Below are 24,984 nucleotides of genomic sequence, written 5' to 3' on the forward strand. Positions count from 1 at the left end.
CACTACCCAACCGGGCGCACGCCTATTCAAACCCAGATGAGTGAATGAAGCGTTTCAATCGTGATCTTTTTTTGATCCCAAAGCGGCACGTCCGGGAATTTCCTCAAAAGACATCGGCAGGCAGCGCCTCTTCACTCCAGCTCGTGAAGGGAAAACGCGCCAGATTCGAATTGCCGTAACGCCGATCCCCCGTCACTTCCTCGCCGACCCAGCCCGGCAATGAAACCGGCTGATCCTCATGCTCGAGCTCCACTTCGGCCAACACCAAGCCGTCATTGGCTCCGGTGAACACGTCGACGGCCCAGCCCAATCCACCATGGTGGACATCGTGACGCGTCTTGGAGACGAGAGGCTCGATCGAGAAGCGCCTGATGATCTCGACGGCGTCGGCCTGGGGGATCTCATACTCGAACTCGTGGCGGGTCCTCGTGCCCGGTTCGCTCTTGAGCGTGATGAAGCCCTTGTCGCCATAGATGCGGATGCGCGCCCGCAGTAGCGGCGTGCGGCAGAAATAACCCTGCCGGATGATGGCGGAACCCCGAACCTGCTGGCGCCAGTCGTCGTTGCGGACGAGAAATTTGCGTTCGATCTCGACAGCCATGAAACACCCATTCCGATGGAAATGGGCGCAGCCTAGCGCCCCCTTATGACGGGGGTTTCGCGTTCGGCTTCGCTCAGTCGCGCTTGATACGCGTGCCCTGCCGGCCGCCGATGAGCGAGGAGACCGCTCCGCGCAAGGTCTGGACATCCTGTTCGGTCATCGCCAGCCGATGCCAGATGTTGCGGAAATTGCGCACCATGATTTCGCGCTTTTCAGGCGGATAGAAGAAGGAAACAGCGTCGAGTTCCTTCTCCAGATAGTCGAAGAAGGCGAGCATATGCTCGCGCGTTGCCGGCGGAGAGGTTCGGCTAGGCGCGATCGGCGCCTTGCCGCCAGAGACCAGCTTCCACCACTCATAGCCAACCAGCAGCACTGCCTGGGCGAGATTGATCGAGGTGAAGGCGGGACTGACGGGAAAGGAAATGATGGCATCGGCGAGCACCACGTCGTCGTTGGAAAGCCCCATGCGCTCCGGGCCGAACAGGATGCCACTACGCGCACCCTCCCCTGCCAAGGCCTGCATCTTCGTAGCCCCTTCGTCGGCAGCGAACACGTCCTTCATCTGCCCGCGCTCGCGCGCGGTGGTGGCGAAGACGTAATTGAGATCAGCGATCGCCTCTTCGGTGGTCTCGAACAGCCTGGCGTTGTCCAGCACGGCAGAAGCGCCGGATGACGCCTGGCGTGCGCCCTTTTTCGGCCAGCCGTCGCGCGGGGAAACCAGGCGCATCTCGCTAAGGCCGAAATTCATCATGGCTCGCGCACACATGCCGATGTTCTCTGCAAGCTGGGGGCGAATCAGGATCACGGCGGGAGGCGTCACGGTATTGCTCGCATTCGACTGGGACATCACGACAGGGGCCTGGAAACAGGAAAAGTCCGGGCTGCATAGACCATTCGGCGGATAATGACAGCTTCTTTGCGCCGTCAGAACCAGGACGGTCCTTGTTCCCACGGATACAGGGCGGCAGCCGGCGTCCGGGTCAATGTGCCCGAACGCACCGCCGGGCCGGATCTGCGTCGCTAGGATGCCTTCATCAACAAGGGCACGAACCCGGCTTTAAAGGACCACGATTATGCGCAAGACCTTTCTCACCCTCGCCTTCGCCGCCACGGCCTTCACCGCCGCCACCGCCGCGTCCTTCGCCGATGACTGCGACAATGGCTATGCGAGCGCCTCCAATTACCCCACTTATTCCAATTCCTACCGCGTGACGCAGACCTATAGCCGCACCACCTATTACGACTGTCGGACGGTGAGCTATCGCGTCTGGGATGATTATGCGCAGAGCTACATCTATCGCACCCGCGAAGTGTGCAACTGACCTCGATAAGCCTGCCCCATCAGCCATAGACATGTTGCCGACACTCCCGTGAGCCCCGCTCCGGGAGTGTTTTGCCGTGCCGGTTCCTCAGTACTCCCGCATCCATGACATAGCGGAAGCCTGCAGGCACAAATCAGTTGCCGAAGCCCGAAGCAGGTGGCAGTTTCGACCGACAGGTTCCTTTTGATCGTGACATCGGCATGATCAAAAGGAACCTGCAAAGTCTCAAACATTTGCGGCCGGTGCGATCCATCCGCGGGTCTTTCCGGGAAACGCTGCTGAGGTCATCGAGCGGCAAGTCATCGAGGTCATCCCGTTGCTGGAAAGACACGCCCCCTGACCACCCCATTCTGCAATTCACGGAGCACTCAGCGCCGATCCATGCGTCGGCGTGAGCGCTTTTTCTTGCCCTGACTCCGACCCGCCAAGGAAGCCAGCGTATGAGCGCCACACCTCCCACCATCATCTACACGCTGACCGATGAAGCCCCGGCCCTGGCAACGGCCGCTTTCCTGCCCATCGTCCGCACCTTTGCCGCGCCCGCCGGCATCGACGTCACCACCAGCGATATTTCGGTCGCCGGTCGCATCCTGGGCGAGTTCCCGGAATTCCTGACCGACGAGCAGCGTGTTCCCGACAATCTGGCGGAACTCGGCCGGCTGACGCTGCTGCCCGACACCAACATCATCAAGCTGCCCAATATCAGCGCCTCGGTGGCACAATTGGCGGCCGCCATTCGGGAATTGCAGGCCAAGGGCTACAAGATCCCCGACTATCCCGAGAACCCCAAATCGGACGAGGAAAAGGCGATCCGCGCCCGCTACGCCAAATGTATCGGCAGCGCGGTGAACCCGGTGCTGCGCGAGGGCAATTCGGATCGCCGCGCACCGCTGGCGGTGAAGAACTATGCGCGCAAGAACCCACACAGCATGGCTGACTGGAGCCAGGCCTCACGCACGCATGTCTCGCACATGCATGATGGGGACTTCTATCATGGTGAGAAGTCGCTGACGCTCGACAAGGCGCGCGAGGTCAAGATGGAGCTGATCACCAACAGCGGCAAGACCATCGTCCTCAAGCCCAAGATCTCGCTGCAGGATGGCGAGATCATCGATTCGATGTTCATGAGCAAGAAGGCGCTGCTGGATTTCTACGAACAACAGATCGAGGACGCGCACAAGACCGGCGTGATGTTCTCGCTCCACGTGAAGGCGACCATGATGAAGGTGTCGCACCCCATCGTGTTCGGTCACTGCGTGAAGATCTTCTACCGCGACGCCTTCGCCAAGCATGGCAAGCTGTTCGACGAGCTCGGTGTCAACGTCAACAACGGCATGGTCGACCTTTACAACAAGATCGCCACCCTGCCGCAAAGCAAGCAGGACGAGATCAAGCGCGATCTGCATGCCTGCCACGAGCATCGGCCCGAACTGGCGATGGTCGACTCGGCCAGGGGCATCACCAATTTCCACTCGCCCAACGACATCATCGTGGACGCCTCCATGCCCGCCATGATCCGCAATGGCGGCAAGATGTGGGGCGCGGACGGCCGCCTGAAGGACGTCAAGGCCGTGATGCCGGAAAGCACCTTCGCCCGCATCTATCAGGAGATGATCAACTTCTGTAAATGGCACGGCGCTTTCGATCCCCGCACCATGGGCACTGTGCCGAATGTCGGCCTGATGGCGCAGCAGGCCGAGGAATATGGCTCGCACGACAAGACTTTCGAAGTCCCGGAGGACGGTGTGGCCAACATCACCGACCTTGCGACCGGCGAGGTGCTGCTGAGCGAGACTGTCGAGCAAGGCGACATCTGGCGCATGTGCCAGGTCAAGGACATGGCCATTCGCGACTGGGTCAAGCTCGCGGTCACCCGCGCCCGCAATTCGGGCATGCCGGCTTTGTTCTGGCTGGACCCGTACCGCCCGCACGAGGCGCAGTTGATCGCCAAGGTGAAGACCTATTTGCGCGACCACGACACCACCGGTCTCGACATCCAGATCATGAGCCAGGTGCGCGCCATGCGCTACACGCTGGAGCGGGTGATCCGTGGCCTGGACACGATTTCGGTCACCGGCAACATCCTGCGCGATTACCTCACCGACCTGTTCCCCATCATGGAGCTCGGCACCTCGGCCAAGATGCTGTCGATCGTACCCTTGATGGCCGGCGGCGGCATGTATGAAACGGGCGCCGGCGGCTCGGCTCCCAAGCATGTGCAGCAATTGGTGGAGGAAAACCATCTGCGTTGGGATTCGCTGGGCGAATTCCTGGCGCTGGCCGTCTCGCTGGAGGATCTCGGCATCAAGACGGGCAATGCCAAGGCCAAGCTGCTCGCCAAGACGCTGGACGCTGCGACCGGCAGGCTCCTGGACAACAGGAAGTCCCCCTCGCCTCGCACCGGCGAGTTGGACAACCGGGGCAGCCAATTCTATCTGGCGCTGTATTGGGCGCAGGAGCTCGCCGGCCAGACGGACGACCCCGCGTTGCAGGCGCAGTTCAAGCCGCTGGCCGAGACGCTGGCGCGCGACGAAACCAAGATCCTGGCCGAACTCGCGGCCGTGCAAGGCAAGCCCGCGGATATTGGTGGCTATTATCTGCCCGACCGGCAGAAATGCGAAGCCGTGATGCGTCCGAGTGCCACCCTCAACGCCGCGCTGGCGCAGGTGAAACGCGCCTAGAGAGAGCAGAATCAATCGCGACCAGCCTTCTCCACAAGGCGGGGTAAGGCTGGTCGCGCCCTATCGTCCAAGAATGATGCGAAGGCGCGCCCCTGGCCAAATCCGGCCGCATGGCTATGCTCCCGCCACCACCTCCAGGAGGGCAATCCCATGAGCGATGAACTCGTCTTCTACACCAATCCAATGTCGCGCGGCCGCATTGCCCGCTGGATGCTCGAGGAAACCGGCCAGCCCTATCGCACCGAGATCCTCGACTTCGGCACCAGCATGAAGTCCGTCGACTATCTCGCCCTCAACCCGATGGGCAAGGTGCCGGCCATTTCGCATCGGGGCGTGGTCGTCACCGAGGGCGGCGCCGTCTGCGCCTATCTCGCCGATGCCTTTCCGCAGGCCGAACTGGCGCCTCCATCCGGCTCGCCGCAGCGGGGCCTTTATTATCGTTGGATGTTCTTCGCGGCCGGCCCGGTCGAGGCCGCCGTGACCAACAAGGCGCTCAATATCGAGATCCCCGACGAGCGCAAGCGCATGGTCGGCTATGGCTGCTATGCCGACGTGATCGATGCGCTCGACTATGCGGTCTCCCAGAACGAGTTCATCGCAGGAGACCGCTTTTCGGCGGCGGATGTCTATTTCGGTTCGCAGATCGGCTGGGGCCTGATGTTCAAGACGATCGAACCGCGCCCGGCTCTCGCCGCCTATTGGCAGCGAATCGCCAACCGTCCCGCCGCCATCCGGGCCCGCGAAATCGACGACAGGCTGGTCGCCGAGGCCAAGCAGGCCCAGGCCTCGCCATGAAAACCGGGTTTCGCCCGGCAAACAGCCATTGTCCCTGCCTCAAGCTTTTTTGATTTGAATGAGACACCTCAAATCGCAAAGACGCGTTGAACCGGGGAGTTAGGCCAAAGTGCGTTTTCCCCCGAACGCACTTTGCTCCGGCGAACTTCCCCCGGCCGAAAGGCGGTGCTATAGCGCCGCCGATATTTCCCAATGAATGAGGCTTGTACGATGGCGAAGATCAAGGTGGCCAATCCGGTCGTCGATATGGATGGCGACGAGATGACCCGCATCATCTGGCAGCAGATCAAGGACAAGCTGATCTTCCCCTATCTCGACCTCCAGCTCGACTATTACGACCTCAGCATCGAGAACCGGGACAAGACCCGCGACAAGGTTACCGTCGAGGCGGCCGAGGCCACCAAGCGCCACGGCGTGGCAGTGAAATGCGCCACCATCACGCCGGACGAAGCCCGTGTGAAAGAGTTCAATCTCCAGGAAATGTGGAAGTCGCCCAACGGCACCATCCGCAACATCCTCGGCGGTGTGATCTTCCGCGAGCCCATCATCTGTCGCAACGTACCGCGCCTGGTACCGGGCTGGACCCAGCCGATCGTCGTCGGCCGCCATGCCTTCGGCGACCAGTATCGCGCCACCGATTTCCGCTTCCCCGGCAAGGGTACGCTGACGATCAAGTTCGTCGGCGAGGACGGCACGGTGATCGAGAAGGAAGTGTTCAAGTCGCCGGGCGATGGCGTGGCGCTGGCCATGTACAATCTCGACGAGTCCATCCGGGAGTTTGCGCGCGCTTCGTTCAATTACGGTCTGGCCCGCAATTTCCCGGTCTACCTGTCGACCAAGAACACCATCCTCAAGATCTATGACGGGCGCTTCAAGGACATCTTCGCCGAAGTCTTCGCGAGTGAATTCAAGGCCGAATTCGACAAGCGCAAGCTCACCTATGAGCATCGCCTGATCGACGACATGGTCGCTTCGGCGCTGAAATGGTCCGGCGGCTATGTCTGGGCCTGCAAGAACTATGATGGCGACGTGCAGTCCGACATCGTGGCCCAGGGCTTCGGCTCGCTCGGCCTGATGACCTCCGTGCTGCTCAGCCCCGACGGCAAGACGGTGGAAGCCGAAGCCGCCCACGGTACCGTGACGCGCCATTACCGTGAGCACCAAAAGGGCAAGGAGACCTCGACCAACTCCATCGCCTCGATCTTCGCCTGGACGCGCGGCCTTGCCCATCGCGCCAAGCTCGACGACAATGCCGAACTCGCCAAATTCGCCGCCACGCTGGAGAAGGTCTGCGTTTCCACGGTCGAGACCGGCTTCATGACCAAGGATCTGGCCCTGCTGGTCGGCCCCGATCAGAGTTGGCTGTCGACCACCGGCTTCCTCGACAAGATCGACGAGAACCTCAAGAAGGCCATGGCCTGATTTCTGGAGCGCGGGCTTCCAGCCCGCTCTTCCTTTCATAGTCGCACTGCGTCCAAGAGCGGACGAGATGTCCGCCCTTCCCAATGAGGTCCCTCCATGTCCGCCATCGACGCCCGCCTTGCCGAACTCGGCATCACCCTGCCCACCCCGGCCGCTCCTGTCGCCAACTATGTCGGCACGGTGCGCACCGGCAATCACCTCGTGATCTCCGGCCAACTCTGCTTCAACCATGAGGGTAAGCTGGCCGCGACCGGCAAGCTCGGCACCGGCACGGTCACGGTCGAGGACGCCCGCGTCGCGGCCCGTTACTGCGCCATCAACATCCTGGCGCAGATCAAGGCCGCCGTCGGCTCCCTCGACAATGTGGTGCGCGTGGTCCGCCTCGGTGGCTTCATCGCCGCTGCTCCGGAATTCACCACCCATCCGATGGTGATGAACGGTGCCTCCGACCTGATGGTCGAGGTGTTCGGCGACAAGGGACGCCATGCCCGCTCCACCGTGGGCGTGCCCTCGCTTCCTCTCGACGCCACTGTCGAGGTGGAAGCCCTGATCGAAGTCGCCTAGAGCAGAGCGCATTCAAGCTGAACGCTTCTTTGCTTAGTTCTTTGTTTCGGCGCGTCCTTGCATTTCCTGGCGTCTCCGCCGAATCGCAAAACGCCCTGAGGTCGAGCTTTGGCAGGGGCATGAGTTTGAACCATGCCCCTTGCATCCGGGACGATTGTGCCCAAATTCCTCTGGCAGGCGTCAGTAGAGGGAATGCGAGCTTGAGCGAACACGGCTTTACGATCAAGGCAGCTTCCTCGATCGAAGCCATTGGACGCCAGGCCTGGGATCGCTGTGCCAATCCCCTCGCCGCAACGCCCCAGCCTTGTTCTTCGAGCCGACGGCTGGGCGCCGAGGACGAAGCGGCGGCTCCAGATCCCTCGGCCGAGCATTTCAATCCCTTCATTTCCTACGATTTCCTGCACGCGCTCGAAGCGAGCGGCTGTGTCGGCGGGCGCTCGGGCTGGACGCCTCTTCATCTCTTCGTCACCCATGAAGACGGTCGCGTCGCCGGCGTCATGCCCGCTTACGGCAAGAACCACAGCCAGGGCGAATATGTCTTCGACTGGGGCTGGGCCGATGCCTATGAGCGCGCCGGCGGACAGTATTACCCCAAGCTCCAGGTCAGTATCCCCTTCACGCCGGCCACGGGCCGCCGCTTCCTCGTCGCCCCGGACGAGGATCCCGAGCTCGTCTCATCCGCCCTGGTGAGAGGCGCCAAGGCAGCCCTGTCTTCCATCGGCGGCTCCTCGATCCACGCCACCTTCATCGGCCATGGCGACTGGCAATGGCTTGGCGGCCAAGGGTTCCTGCAGCGCACCGACCAGCAGTTCCATTGGCTCAATGAGGGCTATGACGATTTCGAGGCCTTTCTGACCTCTCTTGCTTCACGCAAGCGCAAGACCATCAAGCGCGAGCGGCGCGATGCGCTCGCCAACGGCATCACCATCGAACGGCTGACCGGAACGGCTATTACGAAGGAGGCCTGGGACGCCTTCTATGGCTTCTATATGGATACAGGCTCCCGCAAATGGGGGCGCCCCTATCTCAACCGCAAATTCTATGCCTTGATCGGCGAGACCATGGCCGAGCATGTCCTGCTGGTGATGGCCAGGCGCGAGGGACGTTACATCGCCGGAGCCATCAACTTCATCGGTTCCGACACGCTTTACGGCCGGAATTGGGGCTGTATCGAGGACCATCCCTTCCTGCATTTCGAGGTGTGCTACCATCAGGCCATCGAGTTCGCCATCGAACGCCGTCTGCGGCGCGTGGAAGCCGGGGCCCAGGGCGAGCACAAGCTCGCTCGTGGCTATCGGCCCGTGACAACCTATTCCGCCCATTATATTGCCGATCCCGGTTTCCGTCGGGCGGTCGACGACTATCTCGCGCATGAACGCGCTGAGATTGCCGCCCATCACGAAGCTCTCGACGAGGCAACGCCCTTCAGGAAAGGATAGCGGTATGACCGCTTATGATCCCGACAACATCTTCGCCAAGCTGCTGCGTGGGGAAATTCCCAACCACACGCTCTACGAGGATGATCGCACCCTCGCCTTTCTCGACATCATGCCTATCGTCGACGGCCACGCCCTGGTGATCCCCAAGAAGCCCGCCCGCAACATCTTCGATGTAGCGCCGGAGGAACTCGGCTATCTCGTTCAGGTCGCCCAGAAGGTCTCCCTGGCCGCTTGTAAAGCGTTCGGCGCGGACGGCCACACGCTGCGCCTGCATTCGGAAGTCTCGGGCGGGCAGGAAGTGCCGCATATCCATTTCCACACCTTGCCAATGAAGATGGGCGTTCCCGTCCGTCCCCGCGCCATGGCCGATCATACCGTCCTCGCCCAGCATGCCGCGAAGATCCGCGCTTTGCTGTAGGTCTGGAGCGCAGACTTCCAGTCCGCTCCTGGAAACATCGCGCCAACAGAGGGAGAAGAGCGGACATCGCCCCGTGAATTCACGGGGCTGAGAAGTCCGCGCTCCCAGAAAACCCCTTCACACCACCTGACAAAACTTACCCCGGCAAAATTTCTTGCGTCTTGATTCGCCTTGGCAAGTTTTTCTTCACCATCCCGCGCAATAGTGATTCTCACTGAGGTCGCGTTGAGTTGGAGTTCGTCATGTTGGTCGCAAGTGCTGTCGATATCACTGTCGGCTGGCTTTGGCACACTGCCTATCGGGCCCGCCATCACTGGAAACTGAAACGAGAAGGTGCCTTGGTCGCCGCTGGTTTTGTGGCTTTCGTCGGCGCCATCGACGCCGCCCGCTCAATCCACGCAACACCGGCCGTATCAGCCGCCGCCGCGGCGGTGACTGTGCCAGCCCCTGTGACGGCACCGGTCATTGCCGACCTCGCTCCGGCGCCGGCTGCACCTCTGCCTGCGGCCAATGCCAATTCGATGCAGGCCGCTGCCGATCCCACCGTCGCGCCGCAATTTCCGATCATTCAGGATCAGACCGGTTCGATCGACCAAGCCGATCCGATCGAGACGATTCTGCCGATGGATCCGGAAGCCCAACGCGATGATCCCATCGCACGCAAGATCAACGAGCGTTTCGGCGACGCCACCGAAGCGCCTGTGGTCAAGAAGCCCAAGCCGCGCCCGGTGAAGACCGCCGAAGCCAAGCCGGCCAAGCCCCCGGTCAAACCCGCCAAGAAGAAGCCTGAAACCGCAGCTCAGTAAGGCCCATTCAACCCCATGCAGAAGAAGGCGGGCCAATGCCCGCCTTCTTGCTTTTGTACCCTTCACCAGCCTCGTTGCGACCAAAACTGACGTAACGGAAGGATCGTCATCCCGCCTGTTTGGGCGTAGCCCTTGCCGCGTCATCATCGTGGCCATCGCCGACCAAGCTGCAAATCTGCAGAAAAGGCCTGAGAAACAAGCGGAAATCGTGGCTTTAGCTGGCAAAACCATTGACATTTCCTGGCCTAACCCTATGGTCGCGCCGTCCGGGCCCACCCGATAGGGCCCTGTTCGTCCGTGCGGCGATGCGAGCCGCCCTCTGCCGTCCGATCGGGGCGGCCTCTGTAGGTTCGACATTTCCGCAATGAGCTTCGCTGAACTCGGTCTCTCGTCAAAGGTCCTCGCTGCTGTGGAAGCGGCCGGATACACTACCCCCACGCCCATCCAGGCCCAGGCCATTCCGCACGTGCTGCAGCGTCGCGACGTACTCGGCATCGCCCAGACGGGCACCGGCAAGACGGCGGCCTTCACCCTGCCGATGCTGACGCTGCTGGAGAAGGGCCGCGCCCGCGCCCGCATGCCGCGCACGCTGATCCTGGAGCCGACCCGCGAATTGGCGGCACAGGTCCAGGAGAATTTCGACCGCTATGGCAACAAGAGCGGCCTGTCGGTCGCCCTCTTGATCGGCGGCGTTTCCTTCGGTGACCAGGACGCCAAGATCACCCGTGGCGTCGACGTGCTGATCGCCACGCCCGGCCGCCTGCTCGATCATGTCGAGCGTGGCAAGCTGCTGCTCACCGGCGTGGAGCTTCTCGTCATCGATGAAGCCGACCGTATGCTCGACATGGGCTTCATCCCCGACATCGAACGCGTCTGCAAACTGGTGCCCTTCACCCGGCAGACCCTGTTCTTCACCGCGACGATGCCGGCCGAGATCAAGCGCATCACCGACCAGTTCCTGCACAATCCGGTACAGGTAGAGGTCGCCCGCCCCGCCACCGCTGCCGCCACGATCACCCAGGCGCTGGTGCACACCAAGTCGACGCCCGCCGAAAAGCGCGTGACCCTGCGTCGGCTGATCCGCTCGGCGGAGAACCTCCAGAACGCCATCGTCTTCTGCAACCGCAAGTCGGAAGTCGCCATCCTGCACCGGTCGCTGGTGCGCCACGGCTTCGGTGCCGTCGCGCTGCATGGCGACATGGATCAGCGCTCCCGGATGGCCGCGCTGGAAAGTTTCCGCAATGGCGAGATGCCAATCCTGGTGGCTTCGGACGTCGCCGCGCGCGGCCTCGATATTCCCGAAGTCAGCCATGTCTTCAATTTCGACGTGCCTGTCCATGCCGACGATTACATTCACCGCATCGGGCGCACTGGCCGCGCGGGCCGCTCCGGCTGGGCCTTCTCGCTGGTTTCCTCGGCTGACGGCAAGCATGTCGCGGCCATCGAGACGTTGACGGGCATCAAGATTCCCTTCACCGGCGATCCGCCTCCGATCGAGGGGGACGACGAGGAAGAGATCCACGCCAAGCCGCGGCGCGGCCGTCGCGAGCGCGGCGGCAAAAGCGAGGAGCCTCGGCAGCAGGGCAAGTCTCGCGAGGCCAAATCCCGCGAGGCCGAGCCCCCGCGCGAACGCGAGGCGAAACCAGCGCGCGAACGCGACGAAACGCCCAAAGTGCCGCGCCACGAGCCGCAGCCAACGACTGAACAGCGCCGCCCGCAATCCTCCAGGCCCCATCGGCGTGACGAGGACGACGGTCCGGTTGTGATCGGCATGGGCGACCACGTGCCGTCCTTCCTGCTCACGCCGATCCGGCGCAAGAGCAACGGCTGAGCCGATAGCTTTCACTCAAGACGAATGAAGCGCATTTACCTTCTCCCCCGAGGGGAGAAGGTTGTCGCGCCTCAAACCTGTTCCAATTCCACCAGCGTTCCCGAGAAATCCTTGGGATGCAGGAACAGGACCGGCTTGCCGTGCGCACCGATCTTCGGTTCGCCATCGCCGAGAACACGCGCTCCAGCCTGTTTCAACTGGTCCCGGGTGGTCAGGATGTCGTCGACCTCGTAGCAGATATGGTGCATACCGCCGTCGGGATTCTTGTCGAGGAAACGGGCGATCGGCGAGTTCTCGCCCAGTGGTTCCAGGAGCTCGATCTTGGTGTTGGGCAATTCGATGAAGACCACGGTGACGCCGTGCTCCGGCAGGGCCTGGGGCTGCGAAACATGCGCACCGAGCGTATCGCGATAGACGGATGTCGCAGCATCGAGGTTGCGCACGGCTATGGCGACGTGATTGAGGCGACCGATCATGCGCCCACCCGCTTCTGGCCCGGCACAGCAAGAATGCCGCCGGTGAGCGCCTTGCCGACGCCGGTGCTGGATGGAAAGGTCAAGGGTAGCTCCTTCAGGGATCGAGCAGCCAGATAGGCAAAAGCCTGCGCTTCCATCATGGCAGCCGACCAGCCGAACTCGTCAGCCGTACGCACCGGCACGCCGGTCTCGGCGCGCAGGAAATTGAGAATTGCCGGATTGCGGGCACCGCCACCGCAGACGATCCATAATTTCGGCTCGGCAGGCAGCCATTGCCGCGCCGCCGCCACGCTGCGAGCGGTGAAGGCGGCCAGGGTCGCCACCGCATCCGGCGTGGGCAGATCCGCAACCGCCTCGCGGGAAAAAGCGTTGCGGTCGAGCGATTTGGGTGGTGCTTCACCGAAATAGGGATGCGCCATCAATTGGCCGAGTATGTTCTCGTCGACCTTGCCGGCCAGGGCCTGCCGGCCGTCCTGGTCCAGGGCGACTCCGGTGCGCTCCATCATCAGATCGTCGATCAGCGCATTGGCGGGTCCGGTGTCGAAGGCAATCGGATCGCGCCCCTTGGCGACGTAGCTGACATTGCCGACACCGCCGAGATTGAGTACGGCGACGGGACCGGCCAGTTTGGCGGCTTGCACCAGCGCCTGGTGATAGACGGGCACCAATGGGGCGCCCTGCCCCCCTTCGGCGACATCGGCGGCCCGCATGTCATAGACGGTCCGGATGCCGAGACTGTCGGCCAGCGCCTGGCCATCGCCGAGTTGCACCGTCAGCCGTTCCTGCGGGCGATGCAGCACCGTCTGGCCATGAAAGCCAATGACATCGATATCGTCAGGACTGAGATCATGCGCCTTCAGGAAATCCGAAACGACGTCGGCATGTTTGCGGGTGATCAGCCGCTCGGCCGCGACCAGAGCGCCGGGGCGCTCGTTACGACTCTTCACCGCCACCGCATCGGCGAGAGCCCGCCGCAGTAAAGTGCGCTCTTCCTCACTATAGGCGAGTTCGACCGTCGGTCCCATCTCGACCGTATCAAGACCATCGGTCTCGATCAGGGCGGCGTCGATACCGTCCATCGAGGTCCCGGACATCAGCCCGAGTGCCGTCATCATCGTCTTCATGCGCAAATCACCCGATTTCTCGGCACCCCTGTACCAAAGCGCCGCCAAACCTGTTAGACGGCGCCTAGAGAAGTTATATGCCGTTTGAGAGCGTTTGCCATGACCGCGTTAAAATCCGATTTCCTGCGCACCCTGACCGAGCGCGGCTATATCCACCAGGTATCGGATCTCGAGGGCCTCGACGAAAAGGCGGCCGCCGGGCGCATCACCGCCTATGTCGGTGTCGATCTCACGGCAAGCTCGCTGCATATCGGCCATCTCGTACCGATCATGATGATGCACTGGCTGCAGCGGACCGGCCATCGCCCGATCACCCTGATGGGCGGCGGCACGACGCGCGTGGGCGATCCGTCCGGACGTGACGAGACGCGCCGTATCCTGCCGCTCGAACAGATCGAGGAAAACAAGCGCAGCATCCAGCGCGTCTTCTCCAAATTCATCAGCTACGAGAACGACAAGGCCATCATGGCCGACAATGCTGAGTGGCTGACCAGGCTCAATTATATCGAGATGCTGCGCGACATCGGTCGCCACTTCTCGGTCAACCGCATGATGTCCTTCGATTCGGTGAAGCTGCGGCTCGACCGCGAGCAGGAGCTCTCCTTCATCGAGTTCAATTACATGATCCTGCAAGCCTATGATTTTGTAGAACTTTCCAGGCGCCATGACTGCGTGTTGCAAATGGGTGGTTCGGATCAGTGGGGCAATATCATCAACGGCATCGATCTCGGCCGCCGCATGGGCACGCCGCAGCTCTACGCCCTTACCTGCCCGCTGCTGACCACCGCTTCGGGCGCCAAGATGGGCAAGACCGCCGCCGGCGCCGTCTGGCTCAACGACGACATGCTCTCGGCCTATGACTACTGGCAGTATTGGCGCAACACCGAGGACGCCGACGTCGAACGCTTCCTCAAGCTGTTCACCACTTTGCCGCTTGACGAGATTGCCCGCCTCGCCGCCCTTGGTGGTTCGGAAATCAACGAAGCCAAGAAGCGCCTGGCCACCGAGGCGACCGCGCTCGTCCATGGCCGCGACAAGGCCGAGGCTGCCGAGGAAACCGCCCGCAAGACCTTCGAGGAAGGCACGCTGGCCGGCGACCTGCCGAGCTTCGAGCTGCCGGGCCTCAGCGAGGGTGTCGGCCTCCTCAATGCCTTCGTGCAGGCCGGCCTGGTGCCGTCCACCAGCGAGGCCCGCCGCCAGGTCGCCAGCGGCGGCCTCAGGGTCAACGACGTCGTGGTCAGCGATCCCAAGGCTATGCTGACCAAGGCCGACGTCACCGCCGACGGCGTGATCAAGCTGTCGATGGGCAAGAAGAAGCACGTGCTGGCCAAGCCGGTGTAATTCGGTGTGCCGGTCTTCAGACCGGCATTGATACGTCTTGCTCCCGGAGAGGAGCTGCCGGTCACGCTCCATCTCTTGGTGGAGCTGAGAAGACCGGCACACCGGCTTACTCGCTCTTCTGCTCCGCCTGCAGCGAGGCCTGATGGGCCTGCGCCTGCTTGCGATAATAGATGACGCCGAACGGAATGGTCGCCAGATAGCCGACGGTGAGCGAAGTCAGCGACTCCCACGGATAGAGCGCCAGCAGCATCACCACCACCACGGCGACGACGAAGATCGGCAGCACCCATTCGCGCGGAATGCGGTTGCCCAGCTTCTTGCCCGAGAAGGTTGGGATGGTGGAGATCATCAGGAAGGCGATGAGCAGCACATAGGCGAGCTCATATTTGGCATGGCTCGGCTCATGCGTGAGGCCGAGGAAATCCAGATAGATCGGCAGCAGCACCGTGCAGGCCCCGGCCGGTGCGGGCATGCCGGTGAAGAAGTTCGCCTGGAAGGCCGGCCGGTTGGGATCGCTGCTCGTCACGTTGAAGCGGGCAAGGCGCAGCACCATGCAGATGGCGAAAACCAGCGAGCCGATCCACCCAATGGATCGCAGATCGTGCAATCCCCAAAAATAGAGGACGATGCCGGGAACCACGCCGAAATTCACGAAATCGGCAAGCGAATCGAGTTCCGCACCGAATTTCGAGGTGCCCTTGAGATAACGCGCCACACGCCCGTCGATACCGTCCAGCAGCGCCGCGACCACGATACAGCCGATGGCGAGGTCGAGCTTGTTCTCGATGGCCAGGCGAATGGCCGTCATGCCCGCACAGAGCGCGAGGAGCGTGATCATGTTGGGAATCAGCACGCGCAGCGGAATGGCACGCCGCTTCGTTCCCTCGGGATCCGGACTTCCAGGCTGAAAAGGCGGGAAGAGCGGGTCCATGATCAGCCGACGCGATGGGTCAAATTCGGCATCGCGGCATTGGCATCCGCCAGGATCGTCTCGCCGGCCACCATCTTCTGGCCGATGCCGACCAGGGGGCGCACCCCTTCGGGCAGATAGACGTCGACGCGCGAGCCGAAGCGGATCATGCCCAGTCGCTGGCCGACGGCGACGTGCTCGTTCTCGTTGGTCCAGCAGACGATGCGCCGCGCCACCAGGCCGGCGATCTGCACCACACCGTAGCGGCTGGTTCCAGTGTCGATGATGAAGCTGTTGCGTTCATTGTCCTCGCTGGCCTTGTCGAGATCGGCGTTGAGGAACTTGCCGGGCTTGTAGGCGATCTTGGTGATCGTCCCCGTCACTGGGCTGCGATTCACGTGGCAGTCGAAGACGTTCATGAAAACCGAGACGCGCAACAGTGACTGGTTGGCCAGTCCCAGCTCCGGTGGCGGCAGCACATTGGCGATCTGGCTGACCACGCCATCGGCCGGCGAGACCACCAGGCCCTCGCGCACCGGCGTCACCCGCTGGGGGTCGCGGAAGAAATAGGCGACCCAGGCCGTGATGATCAGCAGCGGCCAGAACAGAACCTTGATCCATACCAGCGCAATCAGCGTGGCCACGCCGGCGATCCCGAGGAAGGGATAGCCCTCGCGATTGATCGGCACCAGGACTTTGCGAATGGAGGCGGCTAGCGACATAGGCAGGGTTCCAGTTTCGCGACCTGCCTATCTCATGCAGCGGATAAAGACCAGAGCATGTCGTTATCGACAAGAGTGGCTGCCCGCACCTTGTGCAAACTGAAATGGCTGATACAGTTCTGGGCAACCGAACGTCAGATGAGGTCGCTTTATGCCAGAGGACGCCCCACAAGCGGGAGCGAGCCGGACACCCGTTGTTCAACTCGACAATATTCACAAGAGTTTCGGCCTCCTGGAAGTCCTCAAAGGCGTTTCCCTTACGGCCCATGAAGGCGATGTCATCGCCCTGATTGGAGCGTCAGGCTCGGGCAAGAGCACGATGCTGCGCTGCACGAATCTGCTGGAGGTTCCCAATTCCGGCCGCATCCTGATCGGGAACGAAGAGATTCGCCTGAAGCCGGACGGCCATGGCGCCATGTCGGTGGCTGACCACAAGCAGCTCCAGCGCATCCGCAGCCGTTTGGGCATGGTGTTCCAGAGTTTCAATCTGTGGGCGCACCGCACCGTGCTCGAAAACGTCATCGAGGCGCCGGTGCATGTCCTTGGCGAAAGCAAGGCCGAAGCTACAGCCCATGCCGAGCAATTGCTGCACAAGGTCGGCCTCTACGCCAAGAAGGACGTCTATCCCGCCTTCCTCTCCGGCGGCCAGCAGCAGCGCGCGGCGATCGCACGCGCCCTTGCCATCCGGCCCAAGGTGATGCTGTTCGACGAGCCGACCTCGGCGCTCGATCCGGAACTGGTCGGCGAGGTGCTCAAGGTCATCCGCGATCTCGCCGCAGAGGGCCGCACCATGTTGCTGGTGACTCACGAAATGGCCTTCGCCCGCGATGTCGCCAACCATGTGATGTATCTCTACAACGGCAATGTCGAGGAGGAAGGCCCGCCACGGAAGGTGTTCGGCAATCCCAACAGCGAGCGTTGCCGTCAATTCGTCACGCCGCGCCAGCACTAACACGACCTGCATGGCAGTCAGGTTCGCTTGACGAAAAAGTTCGGGGGGCAGGAGGGCACCAGAACTCACGCATCAAGTACGAAAACCCAAGAAAACGTTGAAAAAACAGACATCCATCAGGGGACCAAAATGAAACACTTCAACGCCAAGTTCCTCGTGGCGAGCGCCTTCTTTTGTGGTGTGGCCTTCGCCTCAGCCCAGGCCGACACCATCAAGGTCAGCGTCGCGGCCGAACCCTATCCGCCCTTCGCTTCGAAGGACGCCTCCGGCCAGTGGGTCGGCTTCGAAGTCGACTTGGCCAAGGCTGTCTGCAAGGCCGCCAAGCTCGACTGCGAGGTTGTCGCCACCGCCTGGGACGGCATCATCCCCGCCCTGATCGCCAAGAAGATCGACGTGATCTGGGCTTCGATGACGATCACACCGGAACGCTCGGCCCAGATCGGCTTCACCATCCGCTATTACAACACGCCGCCGGAATTCATCGGCAACAAGGCCGACAAGTTCGACTTCACGCCGGAGGGCATGAAAGGCAAGTCGATCGGCGTGCAGACCAGCACCATTCACGCCCAATATGTCCAGAAGACCTATCCCGATGCCGACATCAAGAGCTACGGTACCCAGGATCAGGCCAATGCCGATCTGGCGGCGGGCCGTCTCGACTTGGTGATGGCCGATGCCGCCGCGCTCGACGACTTCCTGGCCGGCAAGGACGGCCAATGCTGCGAGATGAAGCTTTTCCCCAAGGATCCGGTGTTCGAAGCCGGCGTCGGCGGAGGCCTGCGCAAGGAGGACACCGACCTGAAGGCAAAGCTCGATGCCGGCATTAAGGCCGTCTATGCCGATGGCGAGTTCGATGCGATCCAGAAGAAATACTTCAAGTACGACGTCGGTACGCCGCCGAAATGAGGCAGGCCGCTGGGTTCGCTCCTATTGAGCTGAACCGAGCTTTCTCCAGCCGGCCTGAGAGTTCAGGCCGGCTCCTCTTCTTTCTGCGGGGTCGGGCGTGGAAGCTTTCTGGAATCTGCTGATGACCGGCTGGGGCGTATCCCTGCTCCAGGGCCTGGTCATCACCATCGAAATCTCGGTCGGTGGCTATCTGACCGGCCTGTTGATCGGCGGCCTCGTCGCCTGGGCCAAATTGCGTGGGCCGCGCTGGCTGGTCGCGCTCGCCAATGGCTACTCCACCATCTGCCGCGCCGTGCCCGAGGTGCTGCTGATCCTGATCCTCTATTATGCCGGTCAGCAGGGCCTCAATGCCCTGATGGCGTGGCTGGGTTATGGCACGCTGGGAATCGGCGGTTTCTTCGCCGCCATCACCGTGCTCGGCGTGGTCAACGGTGCCTATACCTCGGAGATTCTGCGCGGTGCCGTGCTCGCCTTGCCGAAAGGCCAGGTCGAGGCGGCCCGCGCCTATGGCATGCATGGCTTCGGCCTGTTCCGGCGCGTCATCCTGCCCTTGATGATTCCCTTCGCCTTTGCCGGCCTGACCAATCTTTGGATGACCATGCTGAAGGACTCGGCGCTGATTTTCGTGGTCGGCTATAACGAGCTCACCTTCACGGCCGTGCAGGCTGCGGCGTCGACGCGCATGTATTTTCCCTTCCTGCTGCTCTGCGGCGCGATCTATTACGCGCTGACGCAATTCTCCAACATCTTCATCAAAATGTTCGAGCGTCACATCCGGCGCTGGACTCCCAAGCTGGGGTGACCATGGCCGCGGATCTGGCAAGCTGGTTTTTCGACAATTTCGGCTGGATCGGCAAATATTGGCCGGCCATCCTCAGCGGCTTCTTCACCACATTGAAGCTGCTGTTCTTCTCACTGCTCTTCGGTTTTCCCCTGGCCGTTCTGGTCGGCTTCGGCCGGGTTTCCAAGAACAAGCTGGTCTACGCCATCGCCTCCAGCTTCGTGTCCGTCATTCGCGGCACGCCCTTGCTGGTGCAGATGTTCGTCTATTACCAGGGCCTGGGCTCGCTCTTTCCTTCCATCCCCGGCATCCGGCAATCCTTCATCTGGCCGATCCTGAAGGATGGCTATTACTACGTCATCTTCGCCCTGGTGCTGAGTGTCGGCGCCTATGTCGGCGAAGTCGTGCGCGGGGCCCTGCTGTCGGTGCCCCGTGGCGAGCTGGAAGCGGCTCGCGCCTACGGCTTTCGCGGCTTCGCGCTGGTGCGCCGCATCTGGCTGCCCCGCGCCATGCAGGCGATGATGCCGACCTTTGCCGGTGAGACGGTGCTCTGCCTGAAATCGACCGCTCTGGCCTATCTGGTCAGCGTCCAGGACCTTCTGGGCCAGATCAACATCATCCGCTCACGCGAGGCGATCACCTATACCCCGCTCCTGGTGGTGGCGGTCGGCTATCTCATCACCACGCTGGTGATCGAAGCTGTCTACAGGCGCCTGGAGGCTGGTTTCGCCAAGACGATGAAACCGCACTGAGAAACAACCGAACCCGAGACGCCGGTCGAGAATCGGCTCCCCGGGCTCGGTCTTCATGAAAGTCTACGGATATTGGCGGCGGTACGGATATTGGCGGCGGAACGCCGCCTCAGGCGTGCCAGCGCAGCGACATGCAGGACAGGCCTGCATCGATCTTGGCGATTTGAGATGTCGGCAGCCGGACGACGCTATAGCCTTCAGCTTCGAGCAAGGTTCCCGTGCGGGGATAGTCGATGCCGATGAAAACCCGGTCGTTCACCCGCAGCGCGTTGGCACCCGCCTCCTCGCCTTCCGGCGTCAGCAGTACCCGCATGCCCTCGAACACGCCCGAGGCGGCGAGTCGGTCCGTCGACAGCATGGTGGTATCGTCGAGCAACGAACAATCGGACTTGAAATGCAGCACACCCGGCGGCGTGGTGACGACGACGCCCTTGCGGCCGAGTTCAGCCAACAGGCGGATCAGTTCCTCCGCACCTTCCCGCGTGGTGCGGTCGGAGAGGCCGATCATCACCGCCTGGGGCGTCACCAGCACATCACCGCCATCGACAAAACCCGGCCCCTGCAACGCCAGGACCTTGTCGAAGCGGCCGCACAGCACGGGCGCAATCTCGGCCGTCTCGCCGAAACGGCTCTTGGCGCCGACCCGCAGCAGGATCGCGCCTTCCGGGAACACCAGGGCCGGATCTTCCACGAACAGCGAATCCGGGAAAGTCTCCAGGGCAGGTAGTACCTCGACGGCAACCCCCGCAGCCTGCAAGGCCTCGATATAGAGGCGGTGCTCGGTCGAAACCCCTTCATGGGTCGGCGCACCCCGATCCTCGGCCCGCAGGCCCTGGGTCACGCTCGCCGGCGGCAGGCGCACGATGGCATTGTCGAATGCATAGACGGGATAGGCGCTCATACCGGCTCCGTTCGAAGGGGATTGAAGCCCGCCAGCTTCACTCTTCCGGCGGACGATATTGAATGACCTGGGTCCACAGCCCATAGGCGGCGACAGCCGCGAACATCAGGCCCCAGAACTGGTTGCCATTGTAGAGTTCGACCCCGGCCCAGACCGCCGGCAGCACGCAAAGCAGCACGCGAACCCAGAGCGGCCTCATCCAGTTCGGCGTGTTGGGCTGGGCCATCGGCTCAGGCCTCTGCCAGCGCTGCGGCGATGGCGTCGAGGGCAATCTGGGCCTTGGCACCGTCGGGGCCACCGGCCTGGGCCATGTCGGGCCGTCCACCACCACCCTTGCCGCCGAGAGCTTCCGAGCCCTTGCGTACGAGATCGACGGCATTGAAGCTGCCGGTGAGGTCCGCCGTCACACCGACGACAAGGCCGGCACGGCCATCCTCGGAGGTCGCCACGATGGCGACGACACCGGAACCGACCTGCTTCTTGCCTTCGTCCGCCAGCGCCTTGAGATCCTTCAACTCGATGCCGGTGACCGCCTTGGCCAGCAGCCGGGTCTTGCCGACCATGCGGATTTCGCTGTCGCCCCCGCCGCCGCCCATGGCGAGCTTCTTGCGCGCCTCGGTCAGTTCCCGTTCGAGCTTGCGGTTCTCCTCAACCAGATTGGCAAGGCGGTCCCCGGCTTCGGGTACGGGCGTGCGCAGCACATCGGCCAAGCCCTGGAGCAGACGGCTCTCATTGACCAGATGCTTACGGGCTCCGTCCGCCGTCATCGCCTCGATGCGCCGCACGCCGGCTGCGACCGCGCCGTTGGAGACGATCCGGATCAGGCCGATGTCGCCGGTACGCCGCACATGGGTGCCGCCGCACAATTCCACTGACCAGGCCTTGTTCGAGCCGGGCTGGCGCTGCCCCATCGAGACGACCCGGACCTCGTCGCCATATTTCTCGCCGAACAGCGCGCGCGCACCGGAAGCGATCGCATCGTCCACGCTCATGAGATGCGTGGTCACCTCGCTGTTGTCGAGCACAATGGCATTGGCGAGATCCTCGATCTCCTTGAGTTCCTCATCCGAAATGGGCTTGGGATGCGAGAAGTCGAAACGCAGACGGTCGGGCGCCACCAAGGAGCCCTTCTGGGCAACGTGATCGCCCAGCGTCAGGCGCAAGGCCTCATGCAGAAGATGCGTGGCCGAGTGATTGGCGCGGATCGCGGAGCGGCGCGCATGATCGACCACGAGTTCGAGCGGCTCCTGCACCTTGAGCGTGCCCTCTTCGACGGTGACGGCATGCACGAAGAGATCGCCGAGCTTCTTCTGGGTATCGGTAACGGTGACCTTCAGGTCACCGGCCTGCACCGTGCCCGCATCGCCCTGCTGGCCGCCAGACTCGCCGTAGAACGGCGTCTGGTTGAGGATCAGGAAGCCCTTCTCGCCCTTGCCGAGGTGATCGACCGGCTTGCCGTCCTTGACCAGGGCCAGGGCAACGCCTTCGGCGGTCTCCGTCTCGTAGCCGAGGAATTCGGTGGCGCCGACCTGCTCGCGCAGGCCGAACCAGACTGTCTCGGTGGCCGCATCGCCGGATCCCGCCCAGGCGGCCCGCGCCTTGGCCTTTTGCTGCTGCATGGCAGCCTGGTAGCCTTCGAGATCGACCGAGATGTTGCGCGCGCGCAGCGCATCCTGTGTCAGGTCGAGCGGGAAGCCATAGGTGTCGTAGAGGGTGAAGGCGACATCACCCGAAAAGACCTGGCCGTCGCCGAGCTTCACGGTCTCGGCGTCGAGCAGGGCAAGGCCGCGCTCCAGCGTGCGTCGGAAGCTGGTTTCTTCCAGGCGCAGGGTCTCGCTGATCAGGGCCTCGGCCCGCACGAGTTCGGGGTAGGCGGCGCCCATCTCGCGCACCAGCGCGGGCACCAGCTTCCACATGACGGGATCCTTGGCGCCGAGCAGGGAGATGTGACGCATGGCGCGGCGCATGATGCGGCGCAACACATAGCCCCTGCCCTCGTTCGACGGCAGCACGCCGTCGGCGACCAGGAAGGAGGAAGCCCGCAAATGGTCGGCGATGACGCGATGGCTGGCAAGCGCCGGCCCTTCGGCCGGCACGCCGATTGCTTCCACCGACGCGCGGATCAAGGCCTGGAAGAGGTCGATGTCATAATTGTTGTGCTTGTGCTGCAGCACGGTGGCGATGCGCTCGAGGCCCATGCCGGTGTCGATCGAGGGGCGCGGCAGGTTGACTCGCTCGCCACCGACCAGTTCCTCGAACTGCATGAAGACGAGGTTCCAGATCTCGATGAAGCGGTCGCCATCCTCATCCGGCGAACCGGGCGGCCCACCCCAGATATGCTCGCCATGATCGTAGAAGATCTCCGAACAGGGGCCGCAGGGCCCGGTATCGCCCATGCGCCAGAAATTGTCCGAGGTCGGAATGCGGATGATGCGATCGTCCGACAGGCCGGCGATCTTCTTCCACAGCCGATGCGCCTCATCGTCCTCGGAGTAGACGGTCACCAAGAGCTTGGAAGCCGGCAGGCCGAAATCCTTGGTGATCAGGTTCCAGGCGAGCTCGATCGCGCGATCCTTGAAATAATCGCCGAAAGAAAAGTTGCCGAGCATCTCGAAGAAGGTGTGATGCCGCGCCGTGTAGCCGACATTGTCGAGATCATTGTGCTTGCCGCCGGCGCGCACGCATTTCTGCGAGGTCGCGGCGCGCGAATAGGGGCGCTTCTCGATGCCGGTGAAGACGTTCTTGAACTGCACCATGCCGGCATTGGTGAACATCAAGGTCGGATCGTTGCGTGGCACCAGCGGCGAAGACGCCACGGCTTCATGGCCGTTCCGCACGAAATAGTCGAGGAAGGTGGATCGGATCTCGTTGACGCCGCTCATGTCCAATTTGCCTATTTGGCCTAAATGCCTGTTTTGGCTGGTCCCTTCCTTTCGGCATGGCCAGCAACATGGTGGTGGGGCGTTGTAGCGGGGCTGTTTCGGCCTGTCGAGGCGCGCATACATGAAAAACCCGACTGCCGGGAGCGACAGGCGGGTTATTCGGTGTGAATTGGCTCTGCTTAGGCCAGACGTGAGAAGCCGGTCGAGGCCGACCTCATTCGCCCTCGGCTTCGGACGGGTCAATATTGTCGAGGATACGCTCGGCAATCAGGCCGGCATTCTGGCGAATCTGGCCCTCGATCTTATCCGCCACATCCGGATTGTCCTTGAGGAACTGCTTGGCGTTCTCACGGCCCTGGCCGAGGCGCTGGCTCTCATAGCTGAACCAGGCGCCGGATTTTTCGACCACGCCGGCCTTGACGCCGAGGTCGACCAATTCGCCCACCTTCGAGATGCCTTCGCCATACATGATGTCGAATTCGATCTGCTTGAAGGGCGGCGCCACCTTGTTCTTGACGACCTTCACGCGGGTCTGGTTGCCGACCACCTCTTCCCTGTCCTTGATCGCGCCGATTCGGCGAATGTCGAGGCGGACCGAGGCATAGAATTTCAGGGCGTTGCCGCCCGTGGTGGTTTCCGGGCTGCCATACATCACGCCGATCTTCATGCGGATCTGGTTGATGAAGATGACCATCGAGTTGGAACGCCCGATCGAGGCCGTCAGCTTGCGCAGCGCCTGGCTCATCAGGCGGGCCTGCAGGCCGGGCTGCACATCGCCCATTTCGCCTTCGATTTCGGCCTTGGGCGTCAGCGCCGCCACGGAATCGATGACGATGACGTCGATCGCCCCCGAGCGCACCAGCGTGTCGCAGATTTCAAGGGCCTGTTCGCCGGTATCGGGCTGCGAGATCAGCAATTCGTCGAGATTGACGCCCAGCTTGCGGGCATAGACCGGATCGAGCGCGTGTTCGGCGTCGATGAAGGCACAAACGCCGCCTCTCCTCTGGGCCTCGGCGACGCTGTGCAGCGCCAGCGTGGTCTTGCCCGAGGATTCCGGCCCGTAGATCTCGATGACACGCCCCTTGGGCAGGCCGCCGACACCGAGCGCAATATCGAGACCAAGGGAGCCGGTGGAGATCGCCTCCACCTCCATCGTCTTGGAACCCTTGCCGAGCCGCATGATCGAGCCCTTGCCGAAAGCGCGTTCGATCTGTGATAGGGCGGCGTCGAGCGCCTTCGTCTTGTCCATGGAGCTTCCTTCGACCAAGCGCAGCTGCGTCTGACTCATATGCCCGTTTCCCTATCAAGCACGAACGGATTCGTCATCCGAACCAATCGTTTTCAACACTGGGCTTGCA

Annotated in this window: 24 protein-coding genes; 14 read left to right on the forward strand and 10 right to left on the reverse strand. The window is 62.5% G+C overall.

Annotated features, from left to right (window positions below):
- Nucleotides 1–103: 103 nt before the first annotated feature.
- Together ACR9ZN_RS13135 and ACR9ZN_RS13140 are read right to left on the reverse strand one after the other, a co-directional pair.
- On the reverse strand, nt 104–601 hold the full coding sequence (locus ACR9ZN_RS13135; RefSeq protein ID WP_434956888.1) for a CYTH domain-containing protein: 498 nt from the start codon (nt 599–601) through the stop codon (nt 104–106).
- 73 nt (nt 602–674) lie between these two features.
- Nucleotides 675–1,448, reverse strand: coding sequence for an RNA methyltransferase (locus ACR9ZN_RS13140; RefSeq protein ID WP_454814280.1), 774 nt, complete (start codon nt 1,446–1,448; stop codon nt 675–677).
- Between the two features lie 226 nt (nt 1,449–1,674).
- On the opposite strand from ACR9ZN_RS13140, the gene ACR9ZN_RS13145 reads away from it, so the two are divergent.
- From ACR9ZN_RS13145 to ACR9ZN_RS13185, 9 genes are all read left to right on the forward strand, one after another.
- The gene (locus tag ACR9ZN_RS13145) at nt 1,675–1,923 is read left to right on the forward strand and encodes a hypothetical protein (RefSeq protein ID WP_434956890.1); all 249 of its coding nucleotides are present in this window, start codon (nt 1,675–1,677) and stop codon (nt 1,921–1,923) included.
- Between the two features lie 440 nt (nt 1,924–2,363).
- The gene (locus ACR9ZN_RS13150) at nt 2,364–4,604 is read left to right on the forward strand and encodes an NADP-dependent isocitrate dehydrogenase (RefSeq protein WP_481272410.1); all 2,241 of its coding nucleotides are present in this window, start codon (nt 2,364–2,366) and stop codon (nt 4,602–4,604) included.
- 150 nt (nt 4,605–4,754) lie between these two features.
- A complete protein-coding gene (locus ACR9ZN_RS13155) occupies nt 4,755–5,399 on the forward strand; it encodes a glutathione S-transferase family protein (protein ID WP_434956892.1) in 645 nt (214 codons plus the stop codon).
- Between the two features lie 210 nt (nt 5,400–5,609).
- A complete protein-coding gene (locus ACR9ZN_RS13160) occupies nt 5,610–6,821 on the forward strand; it encodes an NADP-dependent isocitrate dehydrogenase (RefSeq protein ID WP_434956893.1) in 1,212 nt (403 codons plus the stop codon).
- A gap of 96 nt (nt 6,822–6,917) precedes the next feature.
- On the forward strand, nt 6,918–7,385 hold the full coding sequence (locus ACR9ZN_RS13165) for a RidA family protein (RefSeq protein WP_434956894.1): 468 nt from the start codon (nt 6,918–6,920) through the stop codon (nt 7,383–7,385).
- A 200-nt stretch (nt 7,386–7,585) separates the two neighbouring features.
- Nucleotides 7,586–8,824, forward strand: a complete 1,239-nt coding sequence (locus tag ACR9ZN_RS13170) for a GNAT family N-acetyltransferase (RefSeq protein ID WP_454814286.1) — start codon at nt 7,586–7,588, stop codon at nt 8,822–8,824.
- Nucleotides 8,825–8,828: 4 nt separating this feature from the next.
- Complete coding sequence (locus tag ACR9ZN_RS13175) at nt 8,829–9,242, forward strand: HIT family protein (RefSeq protein WP_481272411.1); 414 nt, start codon at nt 8,829–8,831, stop codon at nt 9,240–9,242.
- 242 nt (nt 9,243–9,484) lie between these two features.
- A complete protein-coding gene (locus ACR9ZN_RS13180) occupies nt 9,485–10,048 on the forward strand; it encodes a hypothetical protein (RefSeq protein ID WP_481272412.1) in 564 nt (187 codons plus the stop codon).
- A gap of 364 nt (nt 10,049–10,412) precedes the next feature.
- Nucleotides 10,413–11,879, forward strand: coding sequence for a DEAD/DEAH box helicase (locus ACR9ZN_RS13185; protein ID WP_454814291.1), 1,467 nt, complete (start codon nt 10,413–10,415; stop codon nt 11,877–11,879).
- 71 nt (nt 11,880–11,950) lie between these two features.
- Here ACR9ZN_RS13185 and mce read toward each other — a convergent pair whose 3' ends face one another.
- Both mce and ACR9ZN_RS13195 read right to left on the reverse strand, forming a co-directional pair.
- Nucleotides 11,951–12,355 carry a methylmalonyl-CoA epimerase gene (gene mce / locus ACR9ZN_RS13190; RefSeq protein ID WP_441773449.1) on the reverse strand — a complete coding sequence of 135 codons (405 nt, stop codon included), beginning with the start codon at nt 12,353–12,355 and terminating at the stop codon, nt 11,951–11,953.
- Nucleotides 12,352–13,479, reverse strand: a complete 1,128-nt coding sequence (locus ACR9ZN_RS13195) for an anhydro-N-acetylmuramic acid kinase (RefSeq protein ID WP_454814293.1) — start codon at nt 13,477–13,479, stop codon at nt 12,352–12,354. Before ACR9ZN_RS13195 ends, mce begins: the two co-directional genes overlap by 4 nt.
- A 99-nt stretch (nt 13,480–13,578) precedes the next feature.
- On the opposite strand from ACR9ZN_RS13195, the gene tyrS reads away from it, so the two are divergent.
- Nucleotides 13,579–14,820: a tyrosine--tRNA ligase gene (gene tyrS, locus ACR9ZN_RS13200; protein WP_454814295.1), complete on the forward strand. Its 1,242-nt coding sequence runs from the start codon at nt 13,579–13,581 to the stop codon at nt 14,818–14,820.
- 106 nt (nt 14,821–14,926) lie between these two features.
- Here the strand turns inward: tyrS and pssA are convergent, their stop codons facing one another.
- Together pssA and ACR9ZN_RS13210 are read right to left on the reverse strand one after the other, a co-directional pair.
- A complete protein-coding gene (gene pssA / locus ACR9ZN_RS13205) occupies nt 14,927–15,751 on the reverse strand; it encodes a CDP-diacylglycerol--serine O-phosphatidyltransferase (protein WP_434956902.1) in 825 nt (274 codons plus the stop codon).
- A gap of 2 nt (nt 15,752–15,753) precedes the next feature.
- Complete coding sequence (locus ACR9ZN_RS13210; RefSeq protein WP_434956903.1) at nt 15,754–16,452, reverse strand: phosphatidylserine decarboxylase; 699 nt, start codon at nt 16,450–16,452, stop codon at nt 15,754–15,756.
- A gap of 151 nt (nt 16,453–16,603) precedes the next feature.
- On the opposite strand from ACR9ZN_RS13210, the gene ACR9ZN_RS13215 reads away from it, so the two are divergent.
- From ACR9ZN_RS13215 to ACR9ZN_RS13230, 4 genes are all read left to right on the forward strand, one after another.
- Nucleotides 16,604–17,404, forward strand: a complete 801-nt coding sequence (locus ACR9ZN_RS13215) for an ABC transporter ATP-binding protein (protein ID WP_434956904.1) — start codon at nt 16,604–16,606, stop codon at nt 17,402–17,404.
- A 129-nt stretch (nt 17,405–17,533) separates the two neighbouring features.
- Complete coding sequence (locus ACR9ZN_RS13220; protein ID WP_441773446.1) at nt 17,534–18,310, forward strand: transporter substrate-binding domain-containing protein; 777 nt, start codon at nt 17,534–17,536, stop codon at nt 18,308–18,310.
- A 121-nt stretch (nt 18,311–18,431) separates the two neighbouring features.
- Complete coding sequence (locus ACR9ZN_RS13225; RefSeq protein ID WP_454816786.1) at nt 18,432–19,112, forward strand: ABC transporter permease; 681 nt, start codon at nt 18,432–18,434, stop codon at nt 19,110–19,112.
- 2 nt (nt 19,113–19,114) lie between these two features.
- Nucleotides 19,115–19,843: an ABC transporter permease subunit gene (locus tag ACR9ZN_RS13230; protein ID WP_434956906.1), complete on the forward strand. Its 729-nt coding sequence runs from the start codon at nt 19,115–19,117 to the stop codon at nt 19,841–19,843.
- A 109-nt stretch (nt 19,844–19,952) separates the two neighbouring features.
- Here ACR9ZN_RS13230 and ACR9ZN_RS13235 read toward each other — a convergent pair whose 3' ends face one another.
- The 4 genes from ACR9ZN_RS13235 to recA form a co-directional block, all read right to left on the reverse strand.
- Nucleotides 19,953–20,744 carry an arginine deiminase family protein gene (locus ACR9ZN_RS13235; RefSeq protein WP_481272413.1) on the reverse strand — a complete coding sequence of 264 codons (792 nt, stop codon included), beginning with the start codon at nt 20,742–20,744 and terminating at the stop codon, nt 19,953–19,955.
- Between the two features lie 37 nt (nt 20,745–20,781).
- Nucleotides 20,782–20,970, reverse strand: a complete 189-nt coding sequence (locus tag ACR9ZN_RS13240; protein ID WP_149254775.1) for a hypothetical protein — start codon at nt 20,968–20,970, stop codon at nt 20,782–20,784.
- A gap of 4 nt (nt 20,971–20,974) precedes the next feature.
- Nucleotides 20,975–23,626 (reverse strand): alanine--tRNA ligase, encoded by a 2,652-nt coding sequence (gene alaS, locus ACR9ZN_RS13245; RefSeq protein WP_481272414.1) that lies wholly within the window; start codon nt 23,624–23,626, stop codon nt 20,975–20,977.
- A 214-nt stretch (nt 23,627–23,840) separates the two neighbouring features.
- Complete coding sequence (recA, locus tag ACR9ZN_RS13250) at nt 23,841–24,914, reverse strand: recombinase RecA (protein ID WP_434956910.1); 1,074 nt, start codon at nt 24,912–24,914, stop codon at nt 23,841–23,843.
- Between the last annotated feature and the right edge of the window lie 70 nt (nt 24,915–24,984).

This window comes from Labrys sp. HAY1-8F (assembly GCF_056754975.1).